Source organism: Chryseobacterium sp. CH21, from assembly GCF_004119445.1.
Classification (GTDB): domain Bacteria; phylum Bacteroidota; class Bacteroidia; order Flavobacteriales; family Weeksellaceae; genus Chryseobacterium.
This window is the reverse complement of sequence record NZ_QICI01000069.1, coordinates 15578-40670: the sequence shown is the minus strand read 5'-3', so window position 1 is coordinate 40670 and position 25093 is coordinate 15578. Positions and strand designations below refer to the sequence as shown.

Below are 25093 nucleotides of genomic sequence, written 5' to 3'. Positions count from 1 at the left end.
CATTGATACACTGTTAGATTGTTACATTAATTTATTTTGTTCTGTTGTCTTCGATGAATTTAGCCATCGTATCGATAGATTGGAAAATTTCTTTTCCTTTTTTGGGATCTGCTAATTTGATTCCATAGTCTTTATCAAGTAGAACGATCAGTTCCAAAGCGTCAATAGAATCTAATCCTAATCCACCTCCGAATAACGGATCAGTATCTTTAATTTCTTCTACAGATACATCTTCAAGGTTAAGAACATCAATAATTTTGTGTTTCAATTCTGTTTTTAAGTTTTCCATAATTAAGTAGGTTTATCAGTGCTTCAGCATATCATGAAGATCATTACATCATTACACTGTTATATTGTTACATTTTTATAAGGTGAGCAAATATACAAAAGCTTTGTAATTTTCCTGATACAATTCCACCCAGCCGCATAATACTTTGTCGGCCTTACCTGACTGTAAAATCTGTTCGGAATAGGCATTTAAAAATTCTTCATCAAAATCAGCCAGCACGAAAAAAGCATTTTCTGTCTGCATTTTGTGTTTAATGCTGATTTCTCCTACACAGATGTTGGGTAAAGTATAGACGAAAACGGCAGGACTTGGATAGAAGTTATCCTGATTGTTGATGCTTTCCTGATATTTGAAATCGGTATCCAGACTGGAAGACCTGTTAGCGAAAACAATAGCTGTTCTGCTGTGATCTTTATCTTTCAAAATGGTTTCGGCGGAAAGAAAAGCCAGTTTACTCAAATGATCCATTTTATGAAACTTTGGATAGGTGAGTTCTAAATTTTTATAAGCTTCTTTGGCAAATTCCTGAAAGGTTTCGCTTGGGCTTTCAAAAATAAGATTTCCATCAACGATTATTTTTGAATGTTCTATGGTACAGGTGTTTGTTTTCTTCATCACTTTCAGTTTAACATTTTTCCAGCACAACAGCCGCGTTACAACCTCCAAAGCCAGAAGCGGTCTTTAGAATGTATTTAATTTCTGCAGTTTTATTTTCTCTGATGATATTCAAAGGTTGGGTTACTCCTGTTTCCTCAAAATTCTTTGAAGGAAGCAGAGTACTGTGAAGAGCACTTTCCATAGCAACAATACTTTCCAGAAGTCCGGATGCACCAAGGCAATGGCCGTAATATCCTTTCATACTGTTGAGCGGAATATTCTGAAGATCCATTCTATTGAAGGCAATGGCTTCCATTTCGTCGTTATATAAAGTAGCCGTTCCGTGGGCAGAAATAAAATCGATTTGTTCCGGAGAAACCTTCGCTTCAGTCATTGCATTTTTGATACTGGCATATAAACCGTCACCTGTTCTTGAAGGACCGGAAATATGGTTGGCATCATTAACGGCAGAATCTCCAAGCACTTTAAAGCGGAATTTTTCGTTTTGTGAGATTCTTCCTTCGTCAGAATGACAACCAGTTACATAAACTGCTGCTGCTGCTTCTCCGATATTGATTCCGTCTCTGTTTTTATCATAAGGTTTGCAAGGCCCTGATCCTATCGCCTGAAATGAATTGAATCCTGAAATAACAAATTCAGAAAGTTCATCACCTGCAATCACAAAGGCATCTTTATACTTTCCTGCCTGAATCATGTTTTTGGCTACGGAAATAGCCATCACCCCTGAAACGCAGGCATTGGAAATGATGATTGGTTTTGTTTTAAATCCAAAAAAGGCAGCAATTTTTTCTGCTAATTTTGATAAATAAACGCCTTCCGGTAACTCAGACTGGTTTTTTAACAGGCTGATATTTCCTTTTGTTGTGGAAAGAATAAAAGCCGTGTCTTCTGATATAGAATGCTTCTCAACAAGAGGCTGTAAGCTTAAAAGAATCATCTTCTCCAGTCTTGTGAAATCAATTGTATGCTGAGCAAAGAATCTGTTGAATTCTTCATTCAGTTTGTCAGAATTAATCATAGAAGCATAAAAAGCATCCTGATTGTCTATGATTTTATGCAAAGCAACCCCTGAATGTCCTTCTAACAGAGCATTCCAGTTGGAATCAATAGTGAAACCCAACGGAGTTACACAATTGTAGTCTGTGATATAAATTTCCTTGCTCATGATAATCCCATTTTATCTTTCCAGTTTTGAAAAAACTCCGGATTGTACAGGCATAAACTTCCATTGCTATCAAGAAACACCTGAATCGTTTCCCCGGTGCATACCAATTGGTCTTCCTGATTGAAAAGCTCATATTTATAAATAAGCTTAGCAGAAACAGAATTGATAAATGTGGTTACAATTTTGAATGTTTCTCCATATTTTAAAGGAAGAAAATGCTCACAGGTACTTTTTACGATAGGCGTTACAAATCCTGCATTCTGAATATCAAGATAAGTAAGACCGTGCAGACGTCCGAAAGCTTCTCTTCCGTCTTCAAAATACACGATATAATGCCCATGCCAGACAATTCCCAGTGGGTCTGTTTCATTGAAGCGTACTCTTACTTCTTCAGTACAGGTTAATATGTTTTCTTTAGACTGCATTTTGTTTTCTTTCGTAAAATATAGAAATAGCTACGGTAGCAATATAGAAAAGAAAAAGGAAAACCAGTTCTTTGGCAATGCCACCAATTCCGCTGTTTCTTAAAATAATATCATAATAGGCATTCAATCCCCAGTTCATAGGAGAGAATTTCGCTACGGTCTGCATGAATTCCGGCATTAAAAATACAGGAACCCAGATTCCGCCAATAGCTGCCAGTACAACTACAGAGGTTGCTCCAAATGGGGCAGATTGTTCCTGTGTATCGGCTATAGTTCCCAATAAAACTCCAAATCCAATAGCTGCTAATCCTGCAAATAAGGTAACTGTCACAAGCTGGAACATTTTTCCGGATACATCAAAAGCGGGAAGATCCATATAAGGGAAAAGGTAAATTCCTACGGCAACCATCAGTAAAAACTGAATAAGGCAGATGATAAGATAGGTAAATGTTTTTCCTAAAATATGGACAAAATAAGGCGTAGGGCTTATTCTTGCTCTTACACTTGTTCCCTGGCTTTTTTCTTTTACCAGATTGATGGATAAAGGGACAACAATAAAGAAGATGGCAAAAAGAGTCCATGCAGGAACGTTGTGCTGAACGGAATTCGGCATTACGTCCATTTCTCCTTTCTTGGGAGTGATTTCTTTAAAGCTGATCAGGTTTTTATTTTCGTCGAGATTTTCCGTAGTTCCCAGCTGATCCTGGAATGCTTTGTAGATCTTTTTATTTTCAATCTCAAAAACCATTTTATTCACAGAATTCATCACAGAATTTTTGAATCCGGCATTGGTAGCAGGGTCAAAGTATAAGTGAATTTCTTTCGCTTTAGGAGCTGCTGTTTTTACTTTTGCAGAATCTCCTTCCAGTCCGAATGAACTTACAATGGTCTGAACTTTAGAATCAATATTGGAATTTAAATCTTTCGTTAAATTTTCCGGAATGACAATCGCCATCTGATAATCTCCAGAAAAGACAGCGTCCTGAGCCGATTTTTCATTGAAGTTGGTCAGCAGCTGGAATGTTTTACTGTTTTCCAGTTCTGCTTTTATATTTTTTGAAACTTCAGATTTATCCTGATCGATGAAAATAATTGGGATTTTTGAGCCTTCAAGGTTTTTAAAGGTAGAATCCTGAATAAGGGTAATCGTTACAATCAAAAGCAAAGGCATCACAAAGATGATGACAATTCCCCCGATATCTCTTTTCAGCAGAAGAATTTCCTTAATAAAACTTCTCCACAGTTTATACAACAACATCTCTTAATTCTTTTCCGGTTAATGAAATGAAAACATCTTCAAGGTTTTCGGCATTGGCAATCTGTGAAACAAGTTCTTCAGGCGTTCCTACAGCATGAATTTTTCCATGGTCGATGATGGCAATTTTTGTACAGAATTCTTCCGCTTCAGAAAGGTGATGGGAAGTATAAATAATGCAGGTTCCCTGTTTATTTAAATCCAGAAGATAATCAATAATTGCTTTTTTAGACTGAACATCCACCCCTACAGTCGGTTCATCCAGAAAGAGCACCTTAGGATTGTGAAGAGTGCCGGCGATGAGGTTGCAACGGCGTTTCATTCCTCCTGAAAACTGTCCTACCTGTTTGTTGGCGAATTTTGAAAGTCCCATGATTTCCAGAGATTCATCAATGGCTTTTTTAAGCTGATTGTGTTTCAAACCATACAGACTTCCGAAAAACATCAGATTTTCTTTAGCTGTAAGTGTAGGATATAAAGCATATTCCTGCGGAACAATCCCGATAATCTGTCTGATTTTAAAACCATCTTTCTGTGGAGACAAACCATTGATGGTAAACTGTCCTGACGTAGGTTTTATGAGTCCTGAAAGCATAGAAATCAAGGTTGTTTTTCCTGCTCCGTTAGGCCCGAGAATTCCGTAGATTTCATTTTTGCTGATGTTCAAAGAAATATCATTTACAGAAAACTCATCAGAATTTTTGTATTTCTTGTATAAGTTTTTGATCTCAATCATATGTTCTGCCATATCAGATCGCTTTTCTTAGTTTTTTATAGAAAGCCTCTTCCAGATCTGCAATGTGGAGCATCGTTTTTGAAAGTTCGTTATAGATATTGCTTTTTGAATTTCTGTTTTTATAAACACGGGCAATATCCACGGCAAAGTCTCTCCAAAGGTCACCAATAGAAGTGATTTCTTTTGACAATTCCTTCAGCTCATCATTTTTAAGAATAACAGCTGCTTCCTGAAGAAATGCTCCGTAAATAAATCGGAATCCTCCGCCTCCTGTTCCAATTTCTTCCTGCATTCTGATCAATTGGCCCAAATAATGGTTGGTGACTTTTGTGCCTTTCTTTTCTGCCCATTTCGGGATGCTTTTGGCTACCCATCTCATTGCTTTTACTCCAATAAGAGGCACAGGCGCCAGCATATTTTTGCAGGTATCCTTGATTCCTTTTTTGATGGCTTCTTCAAGATTCACATTCTCCGGAACATACACAGGGTAGTACATATGTCCTTTTGGAGGAAGTGCTCCTTTCGCATATCTTACTTTTTCCAGTTCAGCCTCGGAAAGAGAAGTGGTATAATCCATTACCGGATCACTGATCAGGAATTTTCCGTCTTCTTTTCCGTATACCACAAGGTTGTGGGCATTGAAGTGGAATTTATATTCTTCAGGGAAATAGGTAAGGTTGAAAACGCCCACCTGAAGTCCTGTAGGGATATTTTGTTCCAGATTTCTTTCAAGAGCTTTTTGAGCATCTTTAGGATTTGAGAATTTTTCTCTTTTGATTTTAATTCCTAATCTTTTGGCTGCTTTACTGAAAATAGCACCCGGCATCGGACGATAGCTGAAGCCCGGAGCAAAATTTACCTTTAAAAAAGGAAGATAGACAAAAAACAGTCCGGAACCGATCCCGAAGATCATGGGTTCGCTTAGTTTCAGGCCTTTATTAAGCAGTAGATTAGAAGCAACACCGTTTTCGCAATGTGCAGTCTGATGGTGTTCAAAGTTTAATTTCATTTGCTGATTATATCTTTTCATTGGTCAAATGGAAGGGGCATTGTTTCTTGCCCATTTCATTTATTTTCCGTTGAAGTTTTTTAATTCATCCACTGAAATACCGAATGCATCGGCATATTTTTTCAGTGCATTTTCGCTTAGTGTTTTAAATACTTTGGGTTTAAAATGTCTTTTTACCCTCCATTGCCACATTCCTACATAAGAAGCAAGGACTCCCAGATCCATTTTATTCAGTTCCATGTAATAAGCAATAGGGCTTGCTATATTGTTGGCTACATTTTGCTTTGCTTCCTCAATTCTCTCATAAATAAGTTCCATAGATTCATCCAGAGCAGCTTTCTTGGCATCCCAGCCTGTACTGTTTGCTGTCGTGTAGTTGTCGTTCTCATCCGTCACATACAGAACTTCAGTCATGTTGGCGGATTTCAGGTTACTTTCGTCTTGAGGCAGGTCTTGTTTTTTCATCTAAATAATGTTCATTTTTTTAGATTCCAGATGAAAAATTCTTCACCTGTTTTTGATTCTTTTAATCAGGTGGCTAAAATAGTGAAAATACATTATATGTAAATCATATTAAATCTGAGAGAGTTAGTGGAGTGAAATAGATGTAATATCTTCAATAAATCTCCAGCATCCTAATAAAACCAGATTATATTTTTCCCATTGAGAAGGAAAGCTTTAACTAATCATCTGTAAAATAATCTTAAAATATTCTTTTAAGATTTATTATTTCCACTTGTAACGGTTCTCTTGTAACAAGTGTCTGTATAAATAAGACTAATGTCTAGAAATTTGGATAGAAAAATAATTATTAAATAACAACTATGAAAAAGTTTTTTATTTCTGTTTCGCTTTTCTGTATGATCAGCGCAATGGCACAGAAATTCGAGACCCAAAAGCTGACAGATGCTCAAGGGTATTCTTATGAAGCTGTAAAGAATGATCAGGCCGGAGTGCGTGTGTATACACTGAAAAACGGATTAAAGGTGTATCTGGCAAAAAATGATGATGCCCCGAGAATTCAGACTTATATTCCGGTAAGAACAGGATCCAATAACGATCCAAGTGATAACACCGGATTAGCTCACTATCTGGAGCATATGGTTTTCAAGGGAACTTCACATCTGGGAACTCAGGACTGGGAAAAAGAAAAAGTTTTACTAAAGCAGATCTCTGATCTTTATGAGCAGCATAAAGCAGAAAAAGATCCTGAAAAAAAGAAAGAACTTTATAAAAAAATTGACGAAGTTTCTCAGGAAGCCTCTAAATATGCTATCGCTAATGAATATGATAAAGCCATTTCTTCATTAGGAGCTACAGGAACAAATGCTCATACCTCTCTGGATGAAACGGTTTATAAAAATAATATTCCTTCCAATGAATTAGAAAAATGGTTAAAAGTAGAAAAAGAGCGTTTTTCAGAATTGGTATTGCGTCTTTTCCATACAGAACTTGAAGCGGTATATGAGGAATACAACAGAGCTCAGGATAATGACAGCCGTCTTGTATTCTATTCATTAATGCAGGCTCTTTTCCCAAAACACCCGAACGGACAGCAAACTACAATTGGGACTTCAGAACATTTGAAGAGCCCTTCTATGGAAGCGATTCACAAATATTTTGATACGTATTATGTGCCTAATAACATGGCTGTAGTATTGGTTGGAGACCTGGATTATGACAAAACTATAAAATTAGTTGATCAGTATTTCGGAGCATTCAAATACAAAGAACTTCCAATGAAAAAGATGGTTACGGAAGAGCCGATGACCAGCATTGTGACAAGAACTGTAAAAAGCCCTACTACGCCAAGAATGACCATTGCATGGAGAACAGATTCTTATGGAACTCAGGAAGCAAGACTGGCAGACGTAGTATCTGAAATCTTAAGTAACAGAGGAGATGCAGGTTTAATTGACCTTAATATCAACCAAAAGCAAAAAACGCTTGGAGCAGGGGCTTATGAGTCACCTTACAAAATGTACGGGACGTTTGGACTGGTAGTAACTCCTAAAGAAGGCCAAAGCTTTGATGAAGCGAAAAAGCTCCTGATGGATCAGCTGGATCTTGTGAAAAAAGGACAGTTTCCGGACTGGATGTTGAAAGCCATCGTAAATGATAAAAAAGTTCAGCGTATGAAGAGTTGGGAAACAGCTGACGGATTAGCGACTGAATTGTATGATTCTTATATCAATGTAAGAACATGGGAGCAGGAGCTTGATGAAATCAATCAGTATGATAAGATTACGAAAGCTGACGTTGTGAAATTTGCCAACGATTTCTATAAAGACAATTATGTTGTTATTTATAAAGAAAAAGGTGTGAATGACAAGCTTGTACGTGTACAGAATCCAGGAATTACCCCTATTAAACTAAACAGAGAAGCTCAGTCTCCTTTCCTTAAGGATATTCTGAATACAAAAGTACCTGAAATCAAGCCTGAATTTATTGATTTTAAAACTGCTATTCAGACTTCAAAAATTAAAGATAAGACAGTAAGTTTCGTGAAGAACAAGTATAACGAGATCGCTCAGATCAGTTATGTTTTCCCTTTCGGAACAGATAATGATAAAGAACTTTCTATTGCAGGAACTCTTTTTGAATATCTTGGAACGGATAAATATACTCCGGAACAGCTGAAAGAAGAGTTTTATAAACTTGGAATCAGTTACAGTCTGCGAACTTCAAATGACCAGATGATCATTACATTAAGTGGTCTTGAAAGTAATATGAAGAAAGGGGCAGAGCTGATGAATCACTGGATGACGAATGTAAAAGCGGATAAAGCAATTTATGCTCAGACAGTAAAAACAATTCTTGAATCAAGAGCTGCAGGTAAGAAAGATAAAGTGAGAATTATGGCTGCTCTTTCCAACTATGCCAAATATGGTAAAAACTCAAGAATGACAGACATCGTTTCCAAAGAACGCCTTGAGAGCATTGACGCCGTAGAATTGATGAAGAAAGTGAAAACGCTGAACCAATACCCTTATCAGGTGCTTCTTTACGGACAGGATCAGAAAGGTATGGAAAAAGCTGTGAAGCCTTTTATCACCAATACAAGTCTTCAGCCGGCACAGGCAAAAGAATATGCTGAACAGGCTACACAAGGGAAAGTATATTTCACCAATTATGATATGGTGCAGATGGAAATGTCAAAAGTTGCAAAAGCCAATACCGTAAATCTTAGTAATTTTGGAAAAATAAATGTTTTCAACGAGTATTTCGGAAGAGGTTTATCTTCTATTGTTTTCCAGGAAATCAGAGAAAGTAAGTCATTAGCTTATACGGCTTATGTTTCTTATGCGAATGCTTCGGAAAAAGGGAAAGCAAACTATGTTACAAATTATATCGGAACACAGTCCAACAAACTTCCTTTAGCCGTAAATGCAATGAACGAGCTGATGGTATCTTTACCACAAATCCCTGCACAGTTTGAAAATGCAAGAGGTTCTGCATTGAAACAGATTGCGTCTAACAGAATCAACAGAACAAATATCTTCTTCAATCAGTTAGCATTGAAAAAACTAGGCGTTGATTATGATATCAGAAAAGATGTATATGCAGAAATTCAGGGGCTGACATTGCCGCAGCTTACAGGATTTTACAATACTGAGGTGAAACCTGTACAATACAATACAGCCATTATCGGTAAGAAAGAAAACCTGAATATGGAATCGATCAACAAAATGGGTGAGTTTCAGGAAGTATCTCTGGAAGAGATCTTCGGATACTAATCCTTTTGTTTAAAATAATGATAAAAGTGGGACAGAAATGTTCCGCTTTTTTGTTGTTTGAAACTGTTTCTCCCTGACCATCAGAGTTTCACGGATTTATAAAATGTTTCACGTGAAATAATTCATCTGATGATGAGGTTTTTAAGTCTGTAATGTATTGTTTATCAGTTGTTTTGAAGGATTGTGATGGATGTGTAAATAAACAAAAAACGGACGTTTTTATGTAAGGTTTTTTATAATCAATTCAATAGGAGCGGGCTTTAGCTAAAACATATTTTTTAAACACAAATAGCACAAATGGATTGCACAAATTTTCACAAATTCATTTAGTAAGGTTGAGAATAAAAAAGCTGTACGTTTTGTACAGCTTTTTATATTCTATGTTGCATTGATCTTTACGACTTTACTTCCTGAATGAACAGGTTAATTTCTGCTCTGATCAATAATTCATCATTATTAAATGTTTCACAGAAGATGTGGCATATATTTTCAAACTGTGAAATAAGAGATGCCTTGGAAATGATTTTGTCATTCACTTTTGGAAGAGCAAAAATCTCAATCTTCTTGATATTGGTAATGAATCCAATCACTTTAGTATCGGCTTCAGGATTTTCAAAGAAGCTTTGTCCAAGGATAGAAGAGCAGGTTTGGGCCAGGTTTTCTATTAATCCGGCTTCCGCGAACTCATTGTTGTGAACAAATATATTATCTTCTTTGATTTCAAAGGAAGTCACTACTTTTTCTTTGGTCAGTTCCAGAATATAGTCTGCCATCAACATCGGTTCACGATGCGGTAAAAAGTTGTGTATATTGATGATATTCTCTTCCTTTATTTCCATTTCCAGTTTATTTTACAGCGGTTTTCATTTGAGATTTTGCAATTACTTCACCGTTCAGCTTTGTAACAATATCTACCAGCGTAACTCCCATTACTTCATTAAGGATGGTAACCTCAGATTTCAGATGGTCTCCTACTTTAGGTAGTATTTCGGCTTCAAAAGATTTGATGGCTCCGATATATCCCGTAGGAGCATCTTTCCCCAACAGATAATATTTGTATCCTGTATGCAGAGCAACGCTCTGTGCCTGGTGCTCAATCAGACCTGAAGCTTGAAAAAAACCGTCCTGGATGAAAAGATTATCTTCTTTAATCTCAAAACCAGATAAAAGGTGATTCTCAGAATACTCTGATAATTCATGCACCATCACAAAAGGAAACCTTTGCGGGATAAGACTTTCTACAAAATCTTTATCGGATGTTGGCAGTCTGTGTTCCATTAGCAAACGGTTAATACAGCACATGAGTAAGCGAATCTTCCACTTTCAGGAACGCAAAGAAGTACTTTTTCTCCTTTTTTCAATGTTCCGGAGTTCATCAGCTCTTCAAGGGCGATAAATATAGATCCTGCGCCGATGTTTCCAACCTCAGAAAGGTTATAGAACCATTTTTCTGCAGGGAAGTCCATTCCTTTTTTAGCAAATTCTTCTTTCAGTCCGTCTTTAAAGTATCCTGAAGAAATATGTGCCAATACGTGATCTATTTTTTCAGGATCCAGATTATGTTTGTCAAAAGATGATCTTAAACTTTCTGCTCCTTTTACAAGAATATATTTATCAAGGATTTTAGTATCCTGCTTGATCGCAAAAATAGATTGCTTCAGCCATTCGTCAGAAGGGTAATCTGCCCATGATTTCAGGCTTCCATCTTCCTGCTTGTCACATCCGGCATACATACATGCCTCAATTTCGTGAGCATAAGAGTAGAAATCAATGAATTCCACCTTTAAAGAAATTCCGGTTTCTCTTGGTTTATTTTGCAGAAGGAAAGCTCCTGCGCCATCAGAAAGCATCCATCTCAGGAATTCTCTTTTGAAAGCAATGATAGGTCTTTCTTCCAGTAATTTTAAATTTTCAGCTTCATGGTTGAATTTGTCAGCAGTCATCCATGCAGACATTCTTTCAGAACCTGCACATACTGCGTTGTCCTGTACACCGGCTTTTACGGAAAGGAATCCATAGTTTAACGCATTCATTCCTGAATTGCAAAGCCCTGTTGAAGTATTAATTTCAATAGATTTTCCGATGTTCAGTTCACCATGTACCATAGAAGCGTGAGAAGGCTGGATCTGATCCGGTGAAGTAGTTCCTACCGATAATAATTTCATATCTTCCTTTTTGAAATTTTCGTCAAAAAGTCCTTCGATTGCTTTTGCAGTAAGCTGCGCATTAGAGTGGGTAGGGTTTCCTTCTTTGTCTAAAGCGTAGTATCTTGTCGTGATTTTATTATTTCTTAGGATAAGTGATTTTGCTTTAGATGGCGCATCATTGATAAGCCCAAGATAAGTCTCCATTTCATCATTCGCTACCGGCTCATTGGGTAAGTATTTTGATGCTTTTGTTATAAATACGTCGTACATTCTATTTTAAATTAATTCCTTGTAAATATCTTTTTTGTTTTTGTCTTTTAAACCAAAATATAGGGGTTGTAAGCAGGTGTAAAACCAAAACGACAGGTGAGATAATCCATATCGCTGCCATCAAATATACCTTAAAGAATTTTATCAGCAATGGACGTTTTTCTTTTTTCTTGATAATCAGGTTAGACCATACTGTGAAAATTTTGTTTCCCACCTTCTCTACGCGTACCAAAAATGCGCGGATTTCAATGGCTCCGTTTTTCACAAGATCTGGCTGCAAATGAGTAAGGTCATTATTCTTAAAATGTCTTTCAATAATCTCGCCATACTTTACCGATCCTGAAATTTCTTCGTCGGAAACCCCTGCAGCGGGAAGCATCCCTGATTTTTCTTTCTGGCCTGTTGTAAGCCATCTAAGAATTGTCAATACGCTGGTATAATTGTCGTGCCTGTCTACCAGAGCAATATTCCCTACAAGTTTAGCCTGTAAATCTCTTAAGTAAACCTTTAATTTTTCCTGGGAAAGCATCCACATATTTCTGGTTCCGGAGATGGTGACTACCGGAGTGTCTTTAAGAATGCGGCTTGCATACTCACTTTTTAAGAACGAAATAATAGGAATGGATGGTGTGAGATACCATACCTGATATCCAAAAAGAATAAGGTCATACTTTTTGTTCAGAATTTCTTCCGAAGGAGGAAGGATTTCTTTGGGAATCTGCAGATAAGATTCAGGAAAAGTATTGAAAAAACATCACCCGGCCATGGAAAAGGAAAATCTTCTTTAAGCTGAATGTTGTAATACGTAATATCATAAGCGTCCTTTTGGGCTTCAAAAGGTTTGGCTATGTTTCTCACAATATCTTCGAGTTGTCCGGTTTGTGAATAATATATTATAAGTATATTTTTCTTCATTAGTTTTCTTTAGCGTTTACAAAAATATGTTTTTCCTATTTATTATTTGGTTTTAAATACTTTTAATGATTCAGAACTAAATTCCAGTGCATAATTGTCACTTTTAAACGAAGTGTTTTTTGTATTCACAAAAATGATCTTTTCCGGCAGCTCCTGAATATCATCCATTGCAAAATTATTATCTGAGACCAGAAGCACATCAATCTTTTTATTTACTTCCGAAAGGTCTTTTATATACTGGATCTTTCTTCTTTTTGCCAGATAACTATGGGCTGCCGTTGCTCTTTTATCATCATTTTTTATCAGAGAAAAAACTCTTCTGCCGGCTTGGTATAAAGTCAGCAAAGCATCTTTCTGCCCAAAATCATTCGCTATATGAAGAATGTTGGCATCATTTGGTATGTGTTTATTAAGCTCGAAATATAATGATTTATTGGTATTAAAGTCTTCTTTTACTTCTTTTACCACTTCACTGTCTTTATACAGATAGCTCAGGAATAATTTCTTTTTAAAATAATTCTCATCCTCAATCTTTTCACGTAGTTTGGCAAACTCTTTTCTAAAATAGGCGTTAATTTTCTTTGTTCTTTCAGAATAGTTTTTACCAAAACTCGTATCATCTTTGCTGATTCTGTTGCCCACTTTTACCGTAATGCTTCCGTCATAGATAATAAAATCTCCTTTTGGTAATACTTCTGAGTTGCCGTGGATATAGAGTGGCAGAATATCCAGACCAAATTGTTCGGCAAGATAAAAGGCTCCTTTATGGAATCTTTTAACATCATTGGTGTAGGAGCGCTCTGCTTCGGGGAAAACCACAAGAGAATATCCCTGCGCAATTTTTTCCTTTAATTTGTCCATTCCATTTTCAATTCCCTGTGAAACCGGATAAAAGCCGAGAGCCTTTACCAGCTTTCCAAAAACTGGAGAATCATATACCCAGTCATTCACCAGATAAATAATTTTATGGGTAGCCATTGCAATAGCAAGCGTATCCAGAAAAGAGGTATGATTGGCAATAATGACAGCAGGTTTATTGAAATCTTCTGATGGATTTTTAATGACCTTCTTCTTTACAAAAGGATTAGAATAAAGCACAGAAGTTAAAAATTTAGCTAAAATAAGTTTGATAATATTCAGTGTTTTCCCTTGAGAATTTTTAACAAAGAAACTTCCAAATGCTGAAAATATAAGACCTCCCAGTCCGTAATACAAAAATGAGCAGATTGAAACGAAGAACACTCTTAAGGTAATTGGAGAAAGTCCTTTTTTTGCTCTGTTGGTAATCAGGAATCTGAACCAGAACGGATATAGAGTAGAAGTAATAATAATTACGGAGAACATTCCGATCAGGGCAACTAATGCTAAAGAGTGCAGTGCCGGATGCTTGGCAAAAATCAGCGATCCAATAGAAAGTATTGTGGTAAAAACCGCAAGTATAATGGATGTTCTATAAGTTGGTAATTCGTTTTTACCTGTGGTATGCTCTTTTTGCATGGCCTGTGTCAGGAAAATACTGAAGTCATCTCCCACTCCAAATACGAGGGTGCAAACCACAGTACTGAAAATATTTAATTCCAGTCCTAAGAAATAAAGAATTCCGGCTGTTACAACTCCCGTCAAAACAATTGGGAACATAGTAAGGATGGTTAATTCAAAATTTCTGAAGAATACAATAATCGTCAGAACAATCGCTAAAAGAGAGTAATTAATCAGCGTATTGAAATCTCTTTTCAGCAATCCCAGGAAGTTTTCATTCATTTGCTGGCGGTCAATAGCAATGGCATCATGTTTCTTCTCAATATCCTTGATGAAAGTGTCCCGTTTTTTTTCGTCTACTTTTACCACATTGGAAACCGTGTAGAACCCCTTTTCGTTGCTCATGAATTCTGAAATCTGAAGCGCTTTTACTCTTTGATAATCTTTCAGACTCAATGCAGAATAATTTTTCTGCAAAACTTCGTTAAATCCATCAAAAGCAGAGCTGTTGAACCCGAATTTGTTTCCATTGCTGATTAATTCAGATAGAGTCTGGTTTTTCTTAGAATCAGTCCAGAATCTGTTCCATTTCTCAATCTTTTTTTGCTGGTCTTTTTCCGAAAGAACAACGCTTCCGATGGAGTTGTAGCTTAATATTTTACCTTCTTTTTTCTCTTTTTCAAGAAAACTGCTCAATTCAGAATTTCTCGTTAAGGCTTCCTCTTCAGAATTTCCATAAGAAATGGTATAAATGGATTTTGAAGTAATGTCAGAAAGTTTCTGCAGTTTTGCTTCACTGATTTTCAGTTCTTTTGGAATGTAATTCAGGTCGCCGATATCTTCATTAAAACCTACATGTCTGAATCCGAACAGGCAGGCAAGAATGATAATGGAGCATCCAATGATTAGAGGTTTGTTTTTCTCGTACGGATAAGATCCGATTTTGTCAATAAAATTAGTGTTAAGGTGTTCTCCCTTTTCTTTAGGTTTATAGAGTTGAGGCACAATGATCAGTGCTGTGACGGAAGAAAGAATAACGGTAATAGCTGCAAAGAGGCCTAAGTCTTTTAATGCTTCAGACCGTACAAAAACCAGACATAAAAATGAAACAGCAGTTGTTGCGCTACTCAATATAATAGGCTGGGTGATCTCTTTGTAAAGCTCTTCAATATTATTGTTGTGTTTATAATGGGTGAGAATGTGGAGGGCATAATCAATGGTAATTCCAATCAAAATAGCACCTACACTTAATGAAATGGCAGAAATTTTATCTTTAATAAAATAAAGAACCAGTAAAGCCAGCAATACAGAAAATAATGTTGGTAAAAAGACAATAATAGGAGTGAAAACATTTCTGAAATAATAGATCAGAAGAACCAAAAGTACCGTCATGGAAATCACAACGGTATTCTGAATGTCTTTTTTAATCTGCTTCGCATTGGCAACAGCAATCACCGGAGAACCGAAATAACTGATTTCTGTTTTTCCCTTGAACTGTTTATTAATACCGTCTTTTATTGAGTTGAGCTGATCTACAAAAGTTTCATTAGCCTTCGTATCATTACTCTTGTTTTTAGGATCGATGAAAAGTAAGAGGTTCTTCCCGTCTTTGGTGACAATATAGCTGTCTTCCAATTTGAAATCTTTGCTGATGTTTAAAGCATTCAGTTTTTTGATTCCTAAAAAAGTAAGTCCTAAAGGATCTTTTTTAATGAATTCCTTTGTAACAAGGCTTGTGGGAGAAACCAAAGAGATGTAATTATCTTCTACCTGTTTGGCAATACTGTCTTTCTGAAGTTTGCGGTCAATTTCCTTGTAATCATTTTCATTCAGGAATAGAGGTAAGTTCTGGCTGACGAAATCAAATGTTTCAGAAATCTCATTATCATTCACTTTGCCCTGCACAGAACCGATATATTTTTGTAAAGGTTCTATCTTTTTCAAAAACGTATCTGCTGTTTCCGAAAGCTGAAAACTGTCTTCACTGGATTTATTTTCTATAATAACAATGATCTTATCCGAAAAATTGAGCTGCTTAAGAACCTTTGCTGTAAGATCAGATTTTTCATTTTTAGGAATGATCTGATTGATGTCTTCCTCGAAATTAATCTTTGAAGCAAAGAATAGGCACAAGACGGCAATTCCTAAGGCTGTAAATACAGATAGGATTTTATTTTTGGAAATCAGATAATATAAAAATATAAAAAAGCGATGCATTGCATTTAAATCAAGTCTGCAAATTTAAATTTTTAAGAATTAGATCAAAATAGTTCTATACAAGTTTTGACTGAAAATCAATAAAATATTCTAGGCAGAATAAAAAAATATTCTACTTTTGCAAAAGTTCCCTCTCGAAAAAATGTATTTTAATTCACAATTATTATTAAAAAAATAAGAATCTGTTTTAGATATGTTGAAAAAAAATGTTGAAAAAATAAACGGATTTCTATTTGTAATAGTACTTCCGCTTCTACTGTTTGCTATGTCTTACTATGGGTTTGAATCTTCCTATACAAGACTGAAAACATCAGAAAAAACTCCAGATTTTTTATTTTCCTCGGTATATGCTTACAGAGTAATTCCCAACTATCTGAGTGTACAGATGACAGATTTAATGTATAATCTGATCAATGGTCCTCTCTCTTCTTTTAAAGATTTTCTGTCAAAGAACGGGACACCTTTCTATCATGGGCTTTTCCTGATGAACAGTGTATTCTTTATTTTGTGTTCTTTCATTTTGAATGCTGTATTTAAGCTAAGATCAACAGGTCTTATTTTGAATCTTAATGCAAGGAGAATTATCCATCTTTTATCGGTTTTTTTTATAGTCATTACTCAATATGCACCCACAAATTGTGATACTATAGCACTCTTTTGCTATCTGTCTGGAGTGTTTTTAACCCTGAAATATTTAGATACAAGGAAAATAGTTTTCTTTTCTATTCTTATTGGTCTTATCGGTATTTCTACATTAGTAAGAGAAACAGCCTGTCTGAATATTGCCTTTTTTGCCGCCGTATTTTTCAATATTGATGATCTGAAAAAGGGAAATTATCAGATCATTTTAAAAATAATTCCCCTGATAATCGCTTTTCTTGTTCCATATCTGGGGTTGAGAGCTTTACTTGTTCAGGATGAGACTACTTTTGTAGAAGGTTTTTATATTAACAGAAATTTTTCAAGCCCTTTTAATCTTGCGGGATTGGTCTTTGCGATCATTGTGATTTACTTTATATATAAGCTTTATACGGAAGACGAAAACAGAAGAATTTTTGGAAAATATTTTTTCTTTTCAATCCCTTACCTTATTATGATTACTTTAGTGGGGCTTTTTTGGGAGGTGAGGCTTTTTCTGCCTTTAATTCTGACAGGAATTATCACAGCATATTATCAGTTTAAAAAAACATCAGAGATTTAAGCATGAGTTTACTACATCCATATTATATTATTGCAATCATCTATATGCTGTTCTTCAGTATTCAGGAAGTGTATGGAAAAAAGGTGGATAAAAAATGGTTTTGGTTCCTTGCTGTTTATTTTATTATCATTGTGGGACTTAGGGATGATGTAGGTCCTGACTACGGAAGTTACAAAGGGATTTATATATATTCTGATACCAAAAGCTACAGCAGTATCTTTATGAAGATGCTTCACATGAAAGGAGAAGAAAACCTGGATGTGGAGTGGCTGTATACGCTGATTAATAAAATTCTTCTCAACGTTTTCAATGCACCTTTTTATATGTTGACTCTGGTTATTGCTATTATTGCAATGATCTTTAAAGTAGAATATACAGAAGACAATACTTTTTATCCTTTTACTTTTACCCTTTTTATGTTTATTCCCAACTTCTTTATCGGAGAAAGTGGGCAGATAAGACAAAATCTGGGGACCTTTATCGTTTACTTTGCGATACGCTATATTAAAGAACGGAAATTCTGGCATTATTTATTCTTTATATTCATAGGGTCTGGTATACACAGTGTTTGTTATTTATTTCTTCCCATGTATTGGCTGGCCCGTGTTCCGTTGAATAAGACCATAATGCTTATTATGATTATAGGCTCAGTGTTTCTGTCTCCATTTGAGATATATAGGAGCTTTGGTAGCTTCCTGGATGGGATGGCTTCTGAGAATATGCTTGTGGAGGGATTCAATGGGTATATAGACGAAACAGTGCAGCGTCTGAATGGAGGCATAGGTATTCCGGAAGTAATGATGGCTATTCTGACTTTCTTTCTTTTTGCCTTTGACAATAAGATGAAAGAACTATATCCTTATTATGAATATCATAGGAACTATGCTGTATTTGGGGTTTGTCTGTATTTTATCTTTAGAAATAACCCCATTTTCTCATCGAGGCTTGCAGGGGCGTTCATTGGTTTTTCGTATATCATTATTCCAAATACCATGTATGTGGTGTCCTCGAGGACCAAGAATATAATCTATATATTTATTATTTCACTTGTCGTCTTCAATTTCGTTGTCTTCTCGATCTTTAATAATATCAAAGCGGGAAGATTCTCAATAGAACGTTATAAAAATCACATCCTTCCATAGTATTTTGGAAGTTAAAATATAAAGACAGTTTTTAGCTGTCTTTTTTTATGTCCATGCATAGTTTGTGTTTGTGCTGTTTATGGGATTTGTGTTTGAATTATTAATAACATAATTTGAATATTTTATTTTTATTTATAAAATAAATCTATTTTTATTGATGTGGGCTTAAAAATTGCATTCCGCTAATGATACTCAAATCCATAAGATATGAAAAGGTTAGTTGGAAAATTAGCGGTGACTTTCTGCCTGATATCATTGGCAACCTGTTCCAGAGGTAATATAAGAGAAAGTTTTCCCTCAGTAGATTATCATGTGTTGATTAGTAGAAGTCCGGATTCACTCGCTAAACCGATGCATCTATTGAGCACAATATGGATCCCGGATTGGAAAAAAGCACCTAATAGCTACATTTTTGATCCGGATCAGAATAGTGAGGGGTTATTAATTCCCGTAAAAAAAGCATATGTCATGTGGGAAGGAGGGGGATATCTGAACGGAAGTGGTATCCCGGCAGGAACAGTAACTGCAGATGTTTTATGGGAAGATGCCCATGGGCTCATAAAGTCCGGAGCAAACTATACTCTCGAAATGACAGGAACCGGTCAGGATGCTAAAATAAAAGTTCCTGTCAATAAAGCAAAAAAAGGAAATGCCGTTATTGCTTTTAAAGTAAACGGAGAAATCTACTGGAGCTGGCATATCTGGGTAACTGATGATCCTACGAACGGAACGTCCTATAAAAGTTTCAATAACGTTAAAAGGATGAAATCAGATGGAACAACAGAAGTGATTCCGGACATTGACTGGAAATGGATGGACAGGAATCTGGGAGCGCTTACAAAATCTATCACTGCATCAGAATGGAATCGAAATATAGGGCTTCTTTATCAGTGGGGAAGAAAAGATCCGATTCCACCCTTGGTTACTAGAGGAAATGATTTCTATGAAGCTTCAGGATCTATAGGAAGAGTAAGACATAGGAGGGACAAAAATATGACCAATGCCATAAGTATTGATGATCTCAGAAAATTCGTATTGCTTTCTGCAGCAGAAGTAACAAATAATATAAGACTTTCCGTAAAAAATCCCCTTAGCCTTATCTATGTCAATAAAGAAGATAATTCCGGTCAGGCTTATTACAATAATAATGTTAATCTGCCGGTCAACTGGTTTGGAAAATCTACAACTTTGCCGGATAACAGACTTTCAGAACTTAATCTTTGGTCTGATAACGCTCAGGGGAAAATAGAAACTGTTTACAATACTGATGATAAGGCGAAGCCGTATAGAGATAAATCTCCCTATGATCCCTGTCCCAACGGATGGAGGATACCCTCTATGCTGGTAGCGAATCTGGCTTCCGGCTCCTATGTGGATGATATCAGAATAGACTTTTCACCTTTCGGAGTGAAAACTAATATGGCGAAAAACGTCTTTGAAACCAATAAATATCATATTATAAAACCTACTGATGCCGGTCTTCCCGGTTTTATAACTGGATTTAAAGTGTATCCTAATATTGGTTTTGACCTCTCAACAGCAGGGGGAAATGATATGGGAATCTTTCCCGGAAACGGACAGCTTCTCAGAAGTGCTCATTTGGGGCAATATAGCGATCAGCATCATATAGCATTGTGGACATCTACTATGGCGCGGCTGTTCGATGCTTCTCCGGCTGTTACTGTGAGGGGACTTTCTATGATTCCTGATAAAACACAACTCGATATCCCGGATGCTAATTATCCCAATATTAAAGGACGTTACTATTACTTTCCTATGTCAGGAATGTATACCTCAGATGCAAACGGCTGCAGATGTATAAAAGATCCTTTATATCTTCTCAATGACTATGATTTTCCTACAGAATATCTTCCTGCTGTTATAGAATATAAAGAAGGAATTAACAATCCCAATACCTATCAGATCGTTAAAAGTGGAACAGCTAATGTTATTGATATTCCAGTAAACAAAGCATTTTCAGTACAAAGTCAATTATTGAACAATTCTGATATATTGAATCCTTCAAGTTTTAATAATTTAAAAGGAAATGTTCTCTGGACTACCAATACCAGTCTTATCAGTAAAATTTCAGTTATAAATCCATCACCCTCTTCGCTGCAGGGGATTACTGATTCCAGAATATCTTTAGAAATCGCTCCCAATCAAAGTGGAAATGCTGTAGTGACATTACATAACGGTAGTATATCAGCACCTGTATATTGGAGCTGGCATATCTGGGTTACAGATTCTCCTGTACAGTCTTATACTTATACTACAGAAGCTCCTGCAGCAGCGGCTAACTATATAAATTATGTTAATAAAGCAGATGTGATATTACAGACAACCTTTATGGATCGTAATCTTGGTGCTACAGATGTTTTTCCCAATGTTATAAACCCTCTTGCTCCTACGGCTGATGAGCTTTTAAAAATACGTGCGTCTACGGGATTGCATTATCAGTGGGGACGAAAAGATCCAATCCCTGTCTTCCAAAATGCAGATAATAGAAGTTTCTATACTATTTCTTTAGGAACAGCTGCTGCTAACGGATTAGTCTCATACACAACGCTTAGTTCTACTGATTATAATAATCTTTCGGGTAATTATATAGTTCCTTATAATACTTATGCAACTACATCAAATGTTCAGGTTACAGATAAACCGATAGAACGGATTTCCAAAATAATATCCTATTCTGTCCGAAATCCTCTGGTATATATGATTCCCAGTACTTTGGCTCCTTTTAACAGTACAACACCCAATTATACCAACGGAACAGATTGGTTGGCAACAGAGCCCAACTTGGCCCTTGACAGATGGGGAAGAGGAGGTAAGAAATCTCCTTTTGATCCCTGTCCGGAAGGCTGGAGAATTCCTGATCTGATGAATGTGGCTTTGGTTTCAGGAGCAGATTTTGGACAAACTCCCTGGTATAAAAAGGACAAAAATGTAGCTACATCATATAGTATTGTTACAGATTATCTAGGAACCAGAGTAAGAAACTCTACCAATGCTACGATAGGATATATATTTAATAATCCAGTTTATCCGATAGGGAACTATCCTGATTCAGGATCCAGGGGATTCCGTAGTGTGATCACAAATCAAACGGTGCAGGGGACGTTTAATGTCCTTAATTTTCAGTATCCGGCTATATGGACTGCTGCGTTAACCTCAAATTATATAGGAAGATCAGTGAATGTACTTTTTGATGCAGCTCCTACAACGAATAGAATAATGGTTTTTCATGATAATAACGATCCCTATTTTGGGGTGGGCTGTCGATGTGTGAAAATAAAGTATGATGCAAGTGGTAATGAAGAAGGTCCAGCCTCTAGAATTACCGTAGTACCTAATGATCCTACATTGAGCATTGCTAATATTGAGCTTAAGGTTGCAGATAATAAGATCACTTTATATCCAAGTCCGGTTTCCAATGTTCTGTATATCAAAGCTGCTGTGAATAAAGAATATAGTTTTCAGATTTTTAATGCTTTGGGACAACTCGTAAAATCCGGAAAATTCATAAATAATCAGACAGATCTGTCATCCTTAAATAGCGGGGTGTATGTAATAAGAATAAATAATTCGGAAGCAGTTGTTAAAATTATAAAACGATAATGCTTGAAAATGAAGGGGTAAGGGGTGTGATGAGGCTTTTTATTGTGTCTTTTTATGGTTGAACATATTTCCTGCATCTATTGCGGTTGATGAAAAATTCTATATCATTCAATGCTTGTCCATATATAATAGTCTAAAACATACAGTACAAAGGACTTGGTTATTCAAAAAATCTGTATTGAAAGAAGGTGTAAACCACTTGGATTGATAAATTAAACTCGTATAACAAAAAGTATATAATAAAAAAGCTTTACTTTTGCAAAAATTTTTAGTTAGAATGTCGAAAAATTTAGTAATCGTAGAGTCCCCGGCAAAAGCAAAAACTATTCAGAAATATTTAGGAAAGGATTTTGAAGTGAAATCCAGTTTCGGACATATCCGGGACCTTCCCAAAAAAGGAATGGGGATAGACCTTACTACATTCAGTCCTGATTACGAAGTTTCAGCAGACAAAAAGAAATTGGTGACCGAATTAAAGGCTGCTGTAAAGAAAGCCGATATGGTATGGCTCGCTTCCGATGAGGACCGCGAAGGAGAGGCTATTGCATGGCATCTTGCAGATGAACTAAAACTAAAGCCTGAAAACAGAAAAAGAATTGTTTTCCACGAGATTACCAAAAATGCCATTCTAAAAGCAATCGACAATCCAAGAGATATTGATCAGAATTTAGTGAATGCCCAGCAGGCAAGAAGAGTGCTGGACAGGATTGTAGGTTTTGAAATGTCACCCGTTTTATGGAAAAAAGTAAAACCGGGACTGTCTGCAGGTAGAGTACAGTCTGTAGCAGTGAGACTAATTGTTGAAAGAGAAAAAGAGATTCGTGAGTTTACACCAAAAGCTAGTTTTAAGCTTGACGGGATCTTTTCAAATAAAACAGAGCAGGAGATTGCTGCTAAACTGAAAAAAGACTTTGAAAAAGAAGAAGAAGCAGAAAAATTCCTGGAACAGGCTAAGACCGCAGAATTTAAAGTTCTGAATGTTGAAACCAAACCAGGTACACGTTCCGCTTCTGCTCCATTTACTACTTCCACATTACAGCAGGAGGCTTCCTCAAGACTTGGATATAATGTTACCAATACCATGCGTCTGGCACAAAGACTCTATGAAGAAGGGTACATTACCTATATGAGAACAGACTCCGTAAACCTTTCTCAGGAAGCTATTGAAGGAGCAAAAAAACAAATTATATCAGAATATGGAGCAGAATATTCTTCTCCAAGAAATTATACCACGAAATCTGCTTCAGCACAGGAAGCTCACGAAGCCATCCGTCCTACAGATTTTGGAGTAAAAAATGTAGCTGATGCACAATTAAACAGATTATATCAGTTAATCTATAGAAGAACGCTGGCTTCTCAGATGGCCAATGCCAAAATTGAAAAAACAGTAATTGAAATCGGGAATGCATCATTGCCACATCATTTTGAAGCACAGGGAGAAGTTATTATTTTCGACGGTTTCCTGAAAGCTTACGGTATTGTAAAAACTGAAGATGATGATGAAGAAAACAATGATAAACTATTACCGAAAGTAAGTGTAGGTGAGGTATTAAATTATAAAACCATTACTGCTACCGAAAAATTCACCAGACCAAGTGCAAGATATACTGAAGCAGGATTGGTGAGAAAACTTGAAGAATTAGGAATTGGTAGACCATCTACCTATGCTCCTACGATTCAGACTATCCAAAACAGAGAGTATGTAGATAAAAGAGAAATCGAACCGCATACCCGTGAGGTGATCAAAATGTCTTTAGTAAAAGATAAGATCAAAAAGGTCGTTCTTGAAGAAAAATTCGGTGGTGATAAAAATAAATTCATTCCTACAGACATCGGTGAAGTCGTAAATGACTTCTTAACGGATAACTTTAGAGAAATTCTGGACTATGGTTTCACCGCAAGAGTAGAAGAAAGTTTTGACGAAATTGCTAGCGGCGATCAGAAATGGAAAGAAATGATGACGAATTTCTACTCAAAATTCCATCCAAGAATTGAAGATGTAGAAGAAAATGCTGACCGTGCAACTGGAGACCGATTGTTAGGAGTAGACCCAAAAACAGGCAAAAATCTTCATGCGAGAATCGGAAGATTTGGAGCAATGATTCAGATTGGAGAAACGGATGATGAAGAAAAACCAATTTTCGCTTCACTAATGACAGGTCAGAATATAGCAACCATTACCTTTGAAGAAGCTTTGGAACTGTTCAAATTGCCATTTGATCTGAGTGAGGTGGACGGACAGCCTGTTTCTGTGGGAGTTGGAAGATTTGGCCCTTATGTAAAGTGGGGAGAAACTTATATCAGTATTCCTAAAGGGGAAGATCCGCTTTCTGTAGATCAGAAACGTGCTGAGGAAATCATCAATGAAAAGAAAGTGGCTGATGCTCCAATTGCTACGTATAAAGGAGAACCCGTAACCAAAGGAACAGGAAGATTTGGTCCGTTTATCAAATACAAAGCTATTTTTGTAAATGTTCCTAAGAAATACGACTTTGACAATCTTTCGCAAAGTGATATCAATGAACTGATCGATGCTAAGCTTGAAAAAGAAGCCAACCGATATATCCAGCAATGGGAAAAAGAAAAAATTTCTATTGAAAACGGAAGATGGGGACCTTTCATCAAGTTTGGAAAAGCCATGTTCAAAATTCCAAAGAAAGCAGATGATACCAAATACGAAGCAGATGAGTTGAAAGAACTTTCTTTAGATGAGGTTAAAAAATGGATTACAGATCAGGATCCGAAAGCCTTCGCAGAAAAGAAAAAACCAGCAGCCAAAAAAACAACAGCTGCCAAGAAAACTACAACAGCGAAAAAACCTGCGGCTAAGAAACCGGCAGCTAAGAAATAAATAGTTTTTAATACAA

At 36.3% G+C, this 25093-nt stretch carries 17 protein-coding genes and 1 pseudogene; 5 read left to right on the top strand and 13 right to left on the bottom strand.

Annotated elements, in window-relative coordinates; all coding sequences use genetic code 11:
- Positions 1 to 31 precede the first annotated feature (31 nt).
- The 8 genes from BOQ62_RS14715 to BOQ62_RS14680 all read right to left on the bottom strand — a co-directional run bounded on the left by BOQ62_RS14715 (position 32) and on the right by BOQ62_RS14680 (position 5962).
- Positions 32 to 289, bottom strand: a complete 258-nt coding sequence (locus BOQ62_RS14715) for a phosphopantetheine-binding protein (protein WP_050019739.1) — start codon at positions 287 to 289, stop codon at positions 32 to 34.
- Between the two features lie 75 nt (positions 290 to 364).
- On the bottom strand, positions 365 to 904 hold the full coding sequence (locus tag BOQ62_RS14710; RefSeq protein ID WP_129040658.1) for a 3-oxoacyl-ACP synthase: 540 nt from the start codon (positions 902 to 904) through the stop codon (positions 365 to 367).
- Between the two features lie 10 nt (positions 905 to 914).
- On the bottom strand, positions 915 to 2072 hold the full coding sequence (locus BOQ62_RS14705) for a beta-ketoacyl synthase N-terminal-like domain-containing protein (protein ID WP_129040656.1): 1158 nt from the start codon (positions 2070 to 2072) through the stop codon (positions 915 to 917).
- A complete protein-coding gene (locus tag BOQ62_RS14700; protein ID WP_129040654.1) occupies positions 2069 to 2497 on the bottom strand; it encodes an acyl-CoA thioesterase in 429 nt (142 codons plus the stop codon). Before BOQ62_RS14700 ends, BOQ62_RS14705 begins: the two co-directional genes overlap by 4 nt.
- Complete coding sequence (locus BOQ62_RS14695) at positions 2487 to 3755, bottom strand: ABC transporter permease (RefSeq protein ID WP_129040652.1); 1269 nt, start codon at positions 3753 to 3755, stop codon at positions 2487 to 2489. Before BOQ62_RS14695 ends, BOQ62_RS14700 begins: the two co-directional genes overlap by 11 nt.
- Positions 3742 to 4500 carry an ABC transporter ATP-binding protein gene (locus BOQ62_RS14690; protein WP_129040650.1) on the bottom strand — a complete coding sequence of 253 codons (759 nt, stop codon included), beginning with the start codon at positions 4498 to 4500 and terminating at the stop codon, positions 3742 to 3744. Before BOQ62_RS14690 ends, BOQ62_RS14695 begins: the two co-directional genes overlap by 14 nt.
- Position 4501: 1 nt before the next feature.
- On the bottom strand, positions 4502 to 5497 hold the full coding sequence (locus BOQ62_RS14685; RefSeq protein WP_076595525.1) for a BtrH N-terminal domain-containing protein: 996 nt from the start codon (positions 5495 to 5497) through the stop codon (positions 4502 to 4504).
- 60 nt (positions 5498 to 5557) lie between these two features.
- Positions 5558 to 5962 carry a hypothetical protein gene (locus BOQ62_RS14680; RefSeq protein WP_129040648.1) on the bottom strand — a complete coding sequence of 135 codons (405 nt, stop codon included), beginning with the start codon at positions 5960 to 5962 and terminating at the stop codon, positions 5558 to 5560.
- Positions 5963 to 6321: 359 nt separating this feature from the next.
- Between BOQ62_RS14680 and BOQ62_RS14675 the strand changes: the two genes are divergently transcribed.
- Positions 6322 to 9234, top strand: coding sequence for a M16 family metallopeptidase (locus BOQ62_RS14675; protein ID WP_129040646.1), 2913 nt, complete (start codon positions 6322 to 6324; stop codon positions 9232 to 9234).
- A gap of 395 nt (positions 9235 to 9629) precedes the next feature.
- Here the strand turns inward: BOQ62_RS14675 and BOQ62_RS14670 are convergent, their stop codons facing one another.
- The 5 genes and pseudogenes from BOQ62_RS14670 to BOQ62_RS14650 form a co-directional block, all read right to left on the bottom strand.
- Positions 9630 to 10073, bottom strand: coding sequence for an ABC transporter permease (locus tag BOQ62_RS14670; protein ID WP_079243425.1), 444 nt, complete (start codon positions 10071 to 10073; stop codon positions 9630 to 9632).
- A 7-nt stretch (positions 10074 to 10080) separates the two neighbouring features.
- On the bottom strand, positions 10081 to 10512 hold the full coding sequence (locus BOQ62_RS14665; RefSeq protein ID WP_129040644.1) for a hypothetical protein: 432 nt from the start codon (positions 10510 to 10512) through the stop codon (positions 10081 to 10083).
- On the bottom strand, positions 10512 to 11651 hold the full coding sequence (locus BOQ62_RS14660; RefSeq protein ID WP_129040642.1) for a beta-ketoacyl-ACP synthase III: 1140 nt from the start codon (positions 11649 to 11651) through the stop codon (positions 10512 to 10514). Before BOQ62_RS14660 ends, BOQ62_RS14665 begins: the two co-directional genes overlap by 1 nt.
- A gap of 1 nt (position 11652) precedes the next feature.
- Positions 11653 to 12566 (bottom strand): annotated as a pseudogene (locus BOQ62_RS14655) (dialkylrecorsinol condensing enzyme DarA).
- A 42-nt stretch (positions 12567 to 12608) separates the two neighbouring features.
- The gene (locus BOQ62_RS14650) at positions 12609 to 16262 is read right to left on the bottom strand and encodes an MMPL family transporter (protein WP_129040640.1); all 3654 of its coding nucleotides are present in this window, start codon (positions 16260 to 16262) and stop codon (positions 12609 to 12611) included.
- A 193-nt stretch (positions 16263 to 16455) separates the two neighbouring features.
- Between BOQ62_RS14650 and BOQ62_RS14645 the strand changes: the two genes are divergently transcribed.
- From BOQ62_RS14645 to topA, 4 genes are all read left to right on the top strand, one after another.
- The gene (locus BOQ62_RS14645; protein WP_129040638.1) at positions 16456 to 17463 is read left to right on the top strand and encodes a hypothetical protein; all 1008 of its coding nucleotides are present in this window, start codon (positions 16456 to 16458) and stop codon (positions 17461 to 17463) included.
- Between the two features lie 2 nt (positions 17464 to 17465).
- Positions 17466 to 18605, top strand: a complete 1140-nt coding sequence (locus tag BOQ62_RS14640) for an EpsG family protein (RefSeq protein ID WP_228414183.1) — start codon at positions 17466 to 17468, stop codon at positions 18603 to 18605.
- A gap of 207 nt (positions 18606 to 18812) precedes the next feature.
- Positions 18813 to 22226, top strand: coding sequence for a T9SS type A sorting domain-containing protein (locus tag BOQ62_RS14635; RefSeq protein WP_129040637.1), 3414 nt, complete (start codon positions 18813 to 18815; stop codon positions 22224 to 22226).
- Positions 22227 to 22503: 277 nt separating this feature from the next.
- A complete protein-coding gene (gene topA / locus BOQ62_RS14630) occupies positions 22504 to 25077 on the top strand; it encodes a type I DNA topoisomerase (protein WP_129040635.1) in 2574 nt (857 codons plus the stop codon).
- Positions 25078 to 25093 lie beyond the last annotated feature (16 nt).

Excerpts from the sequence above, each read along its gene's own strand:
- BOQ62_RS14715 (WP_050019739.1), bottom strand. The coding sequence starts at position 289 with ATGGAAAACTTAAAAACAGAATTGAAACACAAAATTATTGATGTTCTT.
- BOQ62_RS14710 (WP_129040658.1), bottom strand. The coding sequence starts at position 904 with ATGAAGAAAACAAACACCTGTACCATAGAACATTCAAAAATAATCGTT.
- BOQ62_RS14705 (WP_129040656.1), bottom strand. The coding sequence starts at position 2,072 with ATGAGCAAGGAAATTTATATCACAGACTACAATTGTGTAACTCCGTTG.
- BOQ62_RS14700 (WP_129040654.1), bottom strand. The coding sequence starts at position 2,497 with ATGCAGTCTAAAGAAAACATATTAACCTGTACTGAAGAAGTAAGAGTA.
- BOQ62_RS14695 (WP_129040652.1), bottom strand. The coding sequence starts at position 3,755 with ATGTTGTTGTATAAACTGTGGAGAAGTTTTATTAAGGAAATTCTTCTG.
- BOQ62_RS14690 (WP_129040650.1), bottom strand. The coding sequence starts at position 4,500 with ATGGCAGAACATATGATTGAGATCAAAAACTTATACAAGAAATACAAA.
- BOQ62_RS14685 (WP_076595525.1), bottom strand. The coding sequence starts at position 5,497 with ATGAAATTAAACTTTGAACACCATCAGACTGCACATTGCGAAAACGGT.
- BOQ62_RS14680 (WP_129040648.1), bottom strand. The coding sequence starts at position 5,962 with ATGAAAAAACAAGACCTGCCTCAAGACGAAAGTAACCTGAAATCCGCC.
- BOQ62_RS14675 (WP_129040646.1), top strand. The coding sequence starts at position 6,322 with ATGAAAAAGTTTTTTATTTCTGTTTCGCTTTTCTGTATGATCAGCGCA.
- BOQ62_RS14670 (WP_079243425.1), bottom strand. The coding sequence starts at position 10,073 with ATGGAAATAAAGGAAGAGAATATCATCAATATACACAACTTTTTACCG.
- BOQ62_RS14665 (WP_129040644.1), bottom strand. The coding sequence starts at position 10,512 with ATGGAACACAGACTGCCAACATCCGATAAAGATTTTGTAGAAAGTCTT.
- BOQ62_RS14660 (WP_129040642.1), bottom strand. The coding sequence starts at position 11,651 with ATGTACGACGTATTTATAACAAAAGCATCAAAATACTTACCCAATGAG.
- BOQ62_RS14650 (WP_129040640.1), bottom strand. The coding sequence starts at position 16,262 with ATGCATCGCTTTTTTATATTTTTATATTATCTGATTTCCAAAAATAAA.
- BOQ62_RS14645 (WP_129040638.1), top strand. The coding sequence starts at position 16,456 with ATGTTGAAAAAAAATGTTGAAAAAATAAACGGATTTCTATTTGTAATA.
- BOQ62_RS14640 (WP_228414183.1), top strand. The coding sequence starts at position 17,466 with ATGAGTTTACTACATCCATATTATATTATTGCAATCATCTATATGCTG.
- BOQ62_RS14635 (WP_129040637.1), top strand. The coding sequence starts at position 18,813 with ATGAAAAGGTTAGTTGGAAAATTAGCGGTGACTTTCTGCCTGATATCA.
- topA (WP_129040635.1), top strand. The coding sequence starts at position 22,504 with ATGTCGAAAAATTTAGTAATCGTAGAGTCCCCGGCAAAAGCAAAAACT.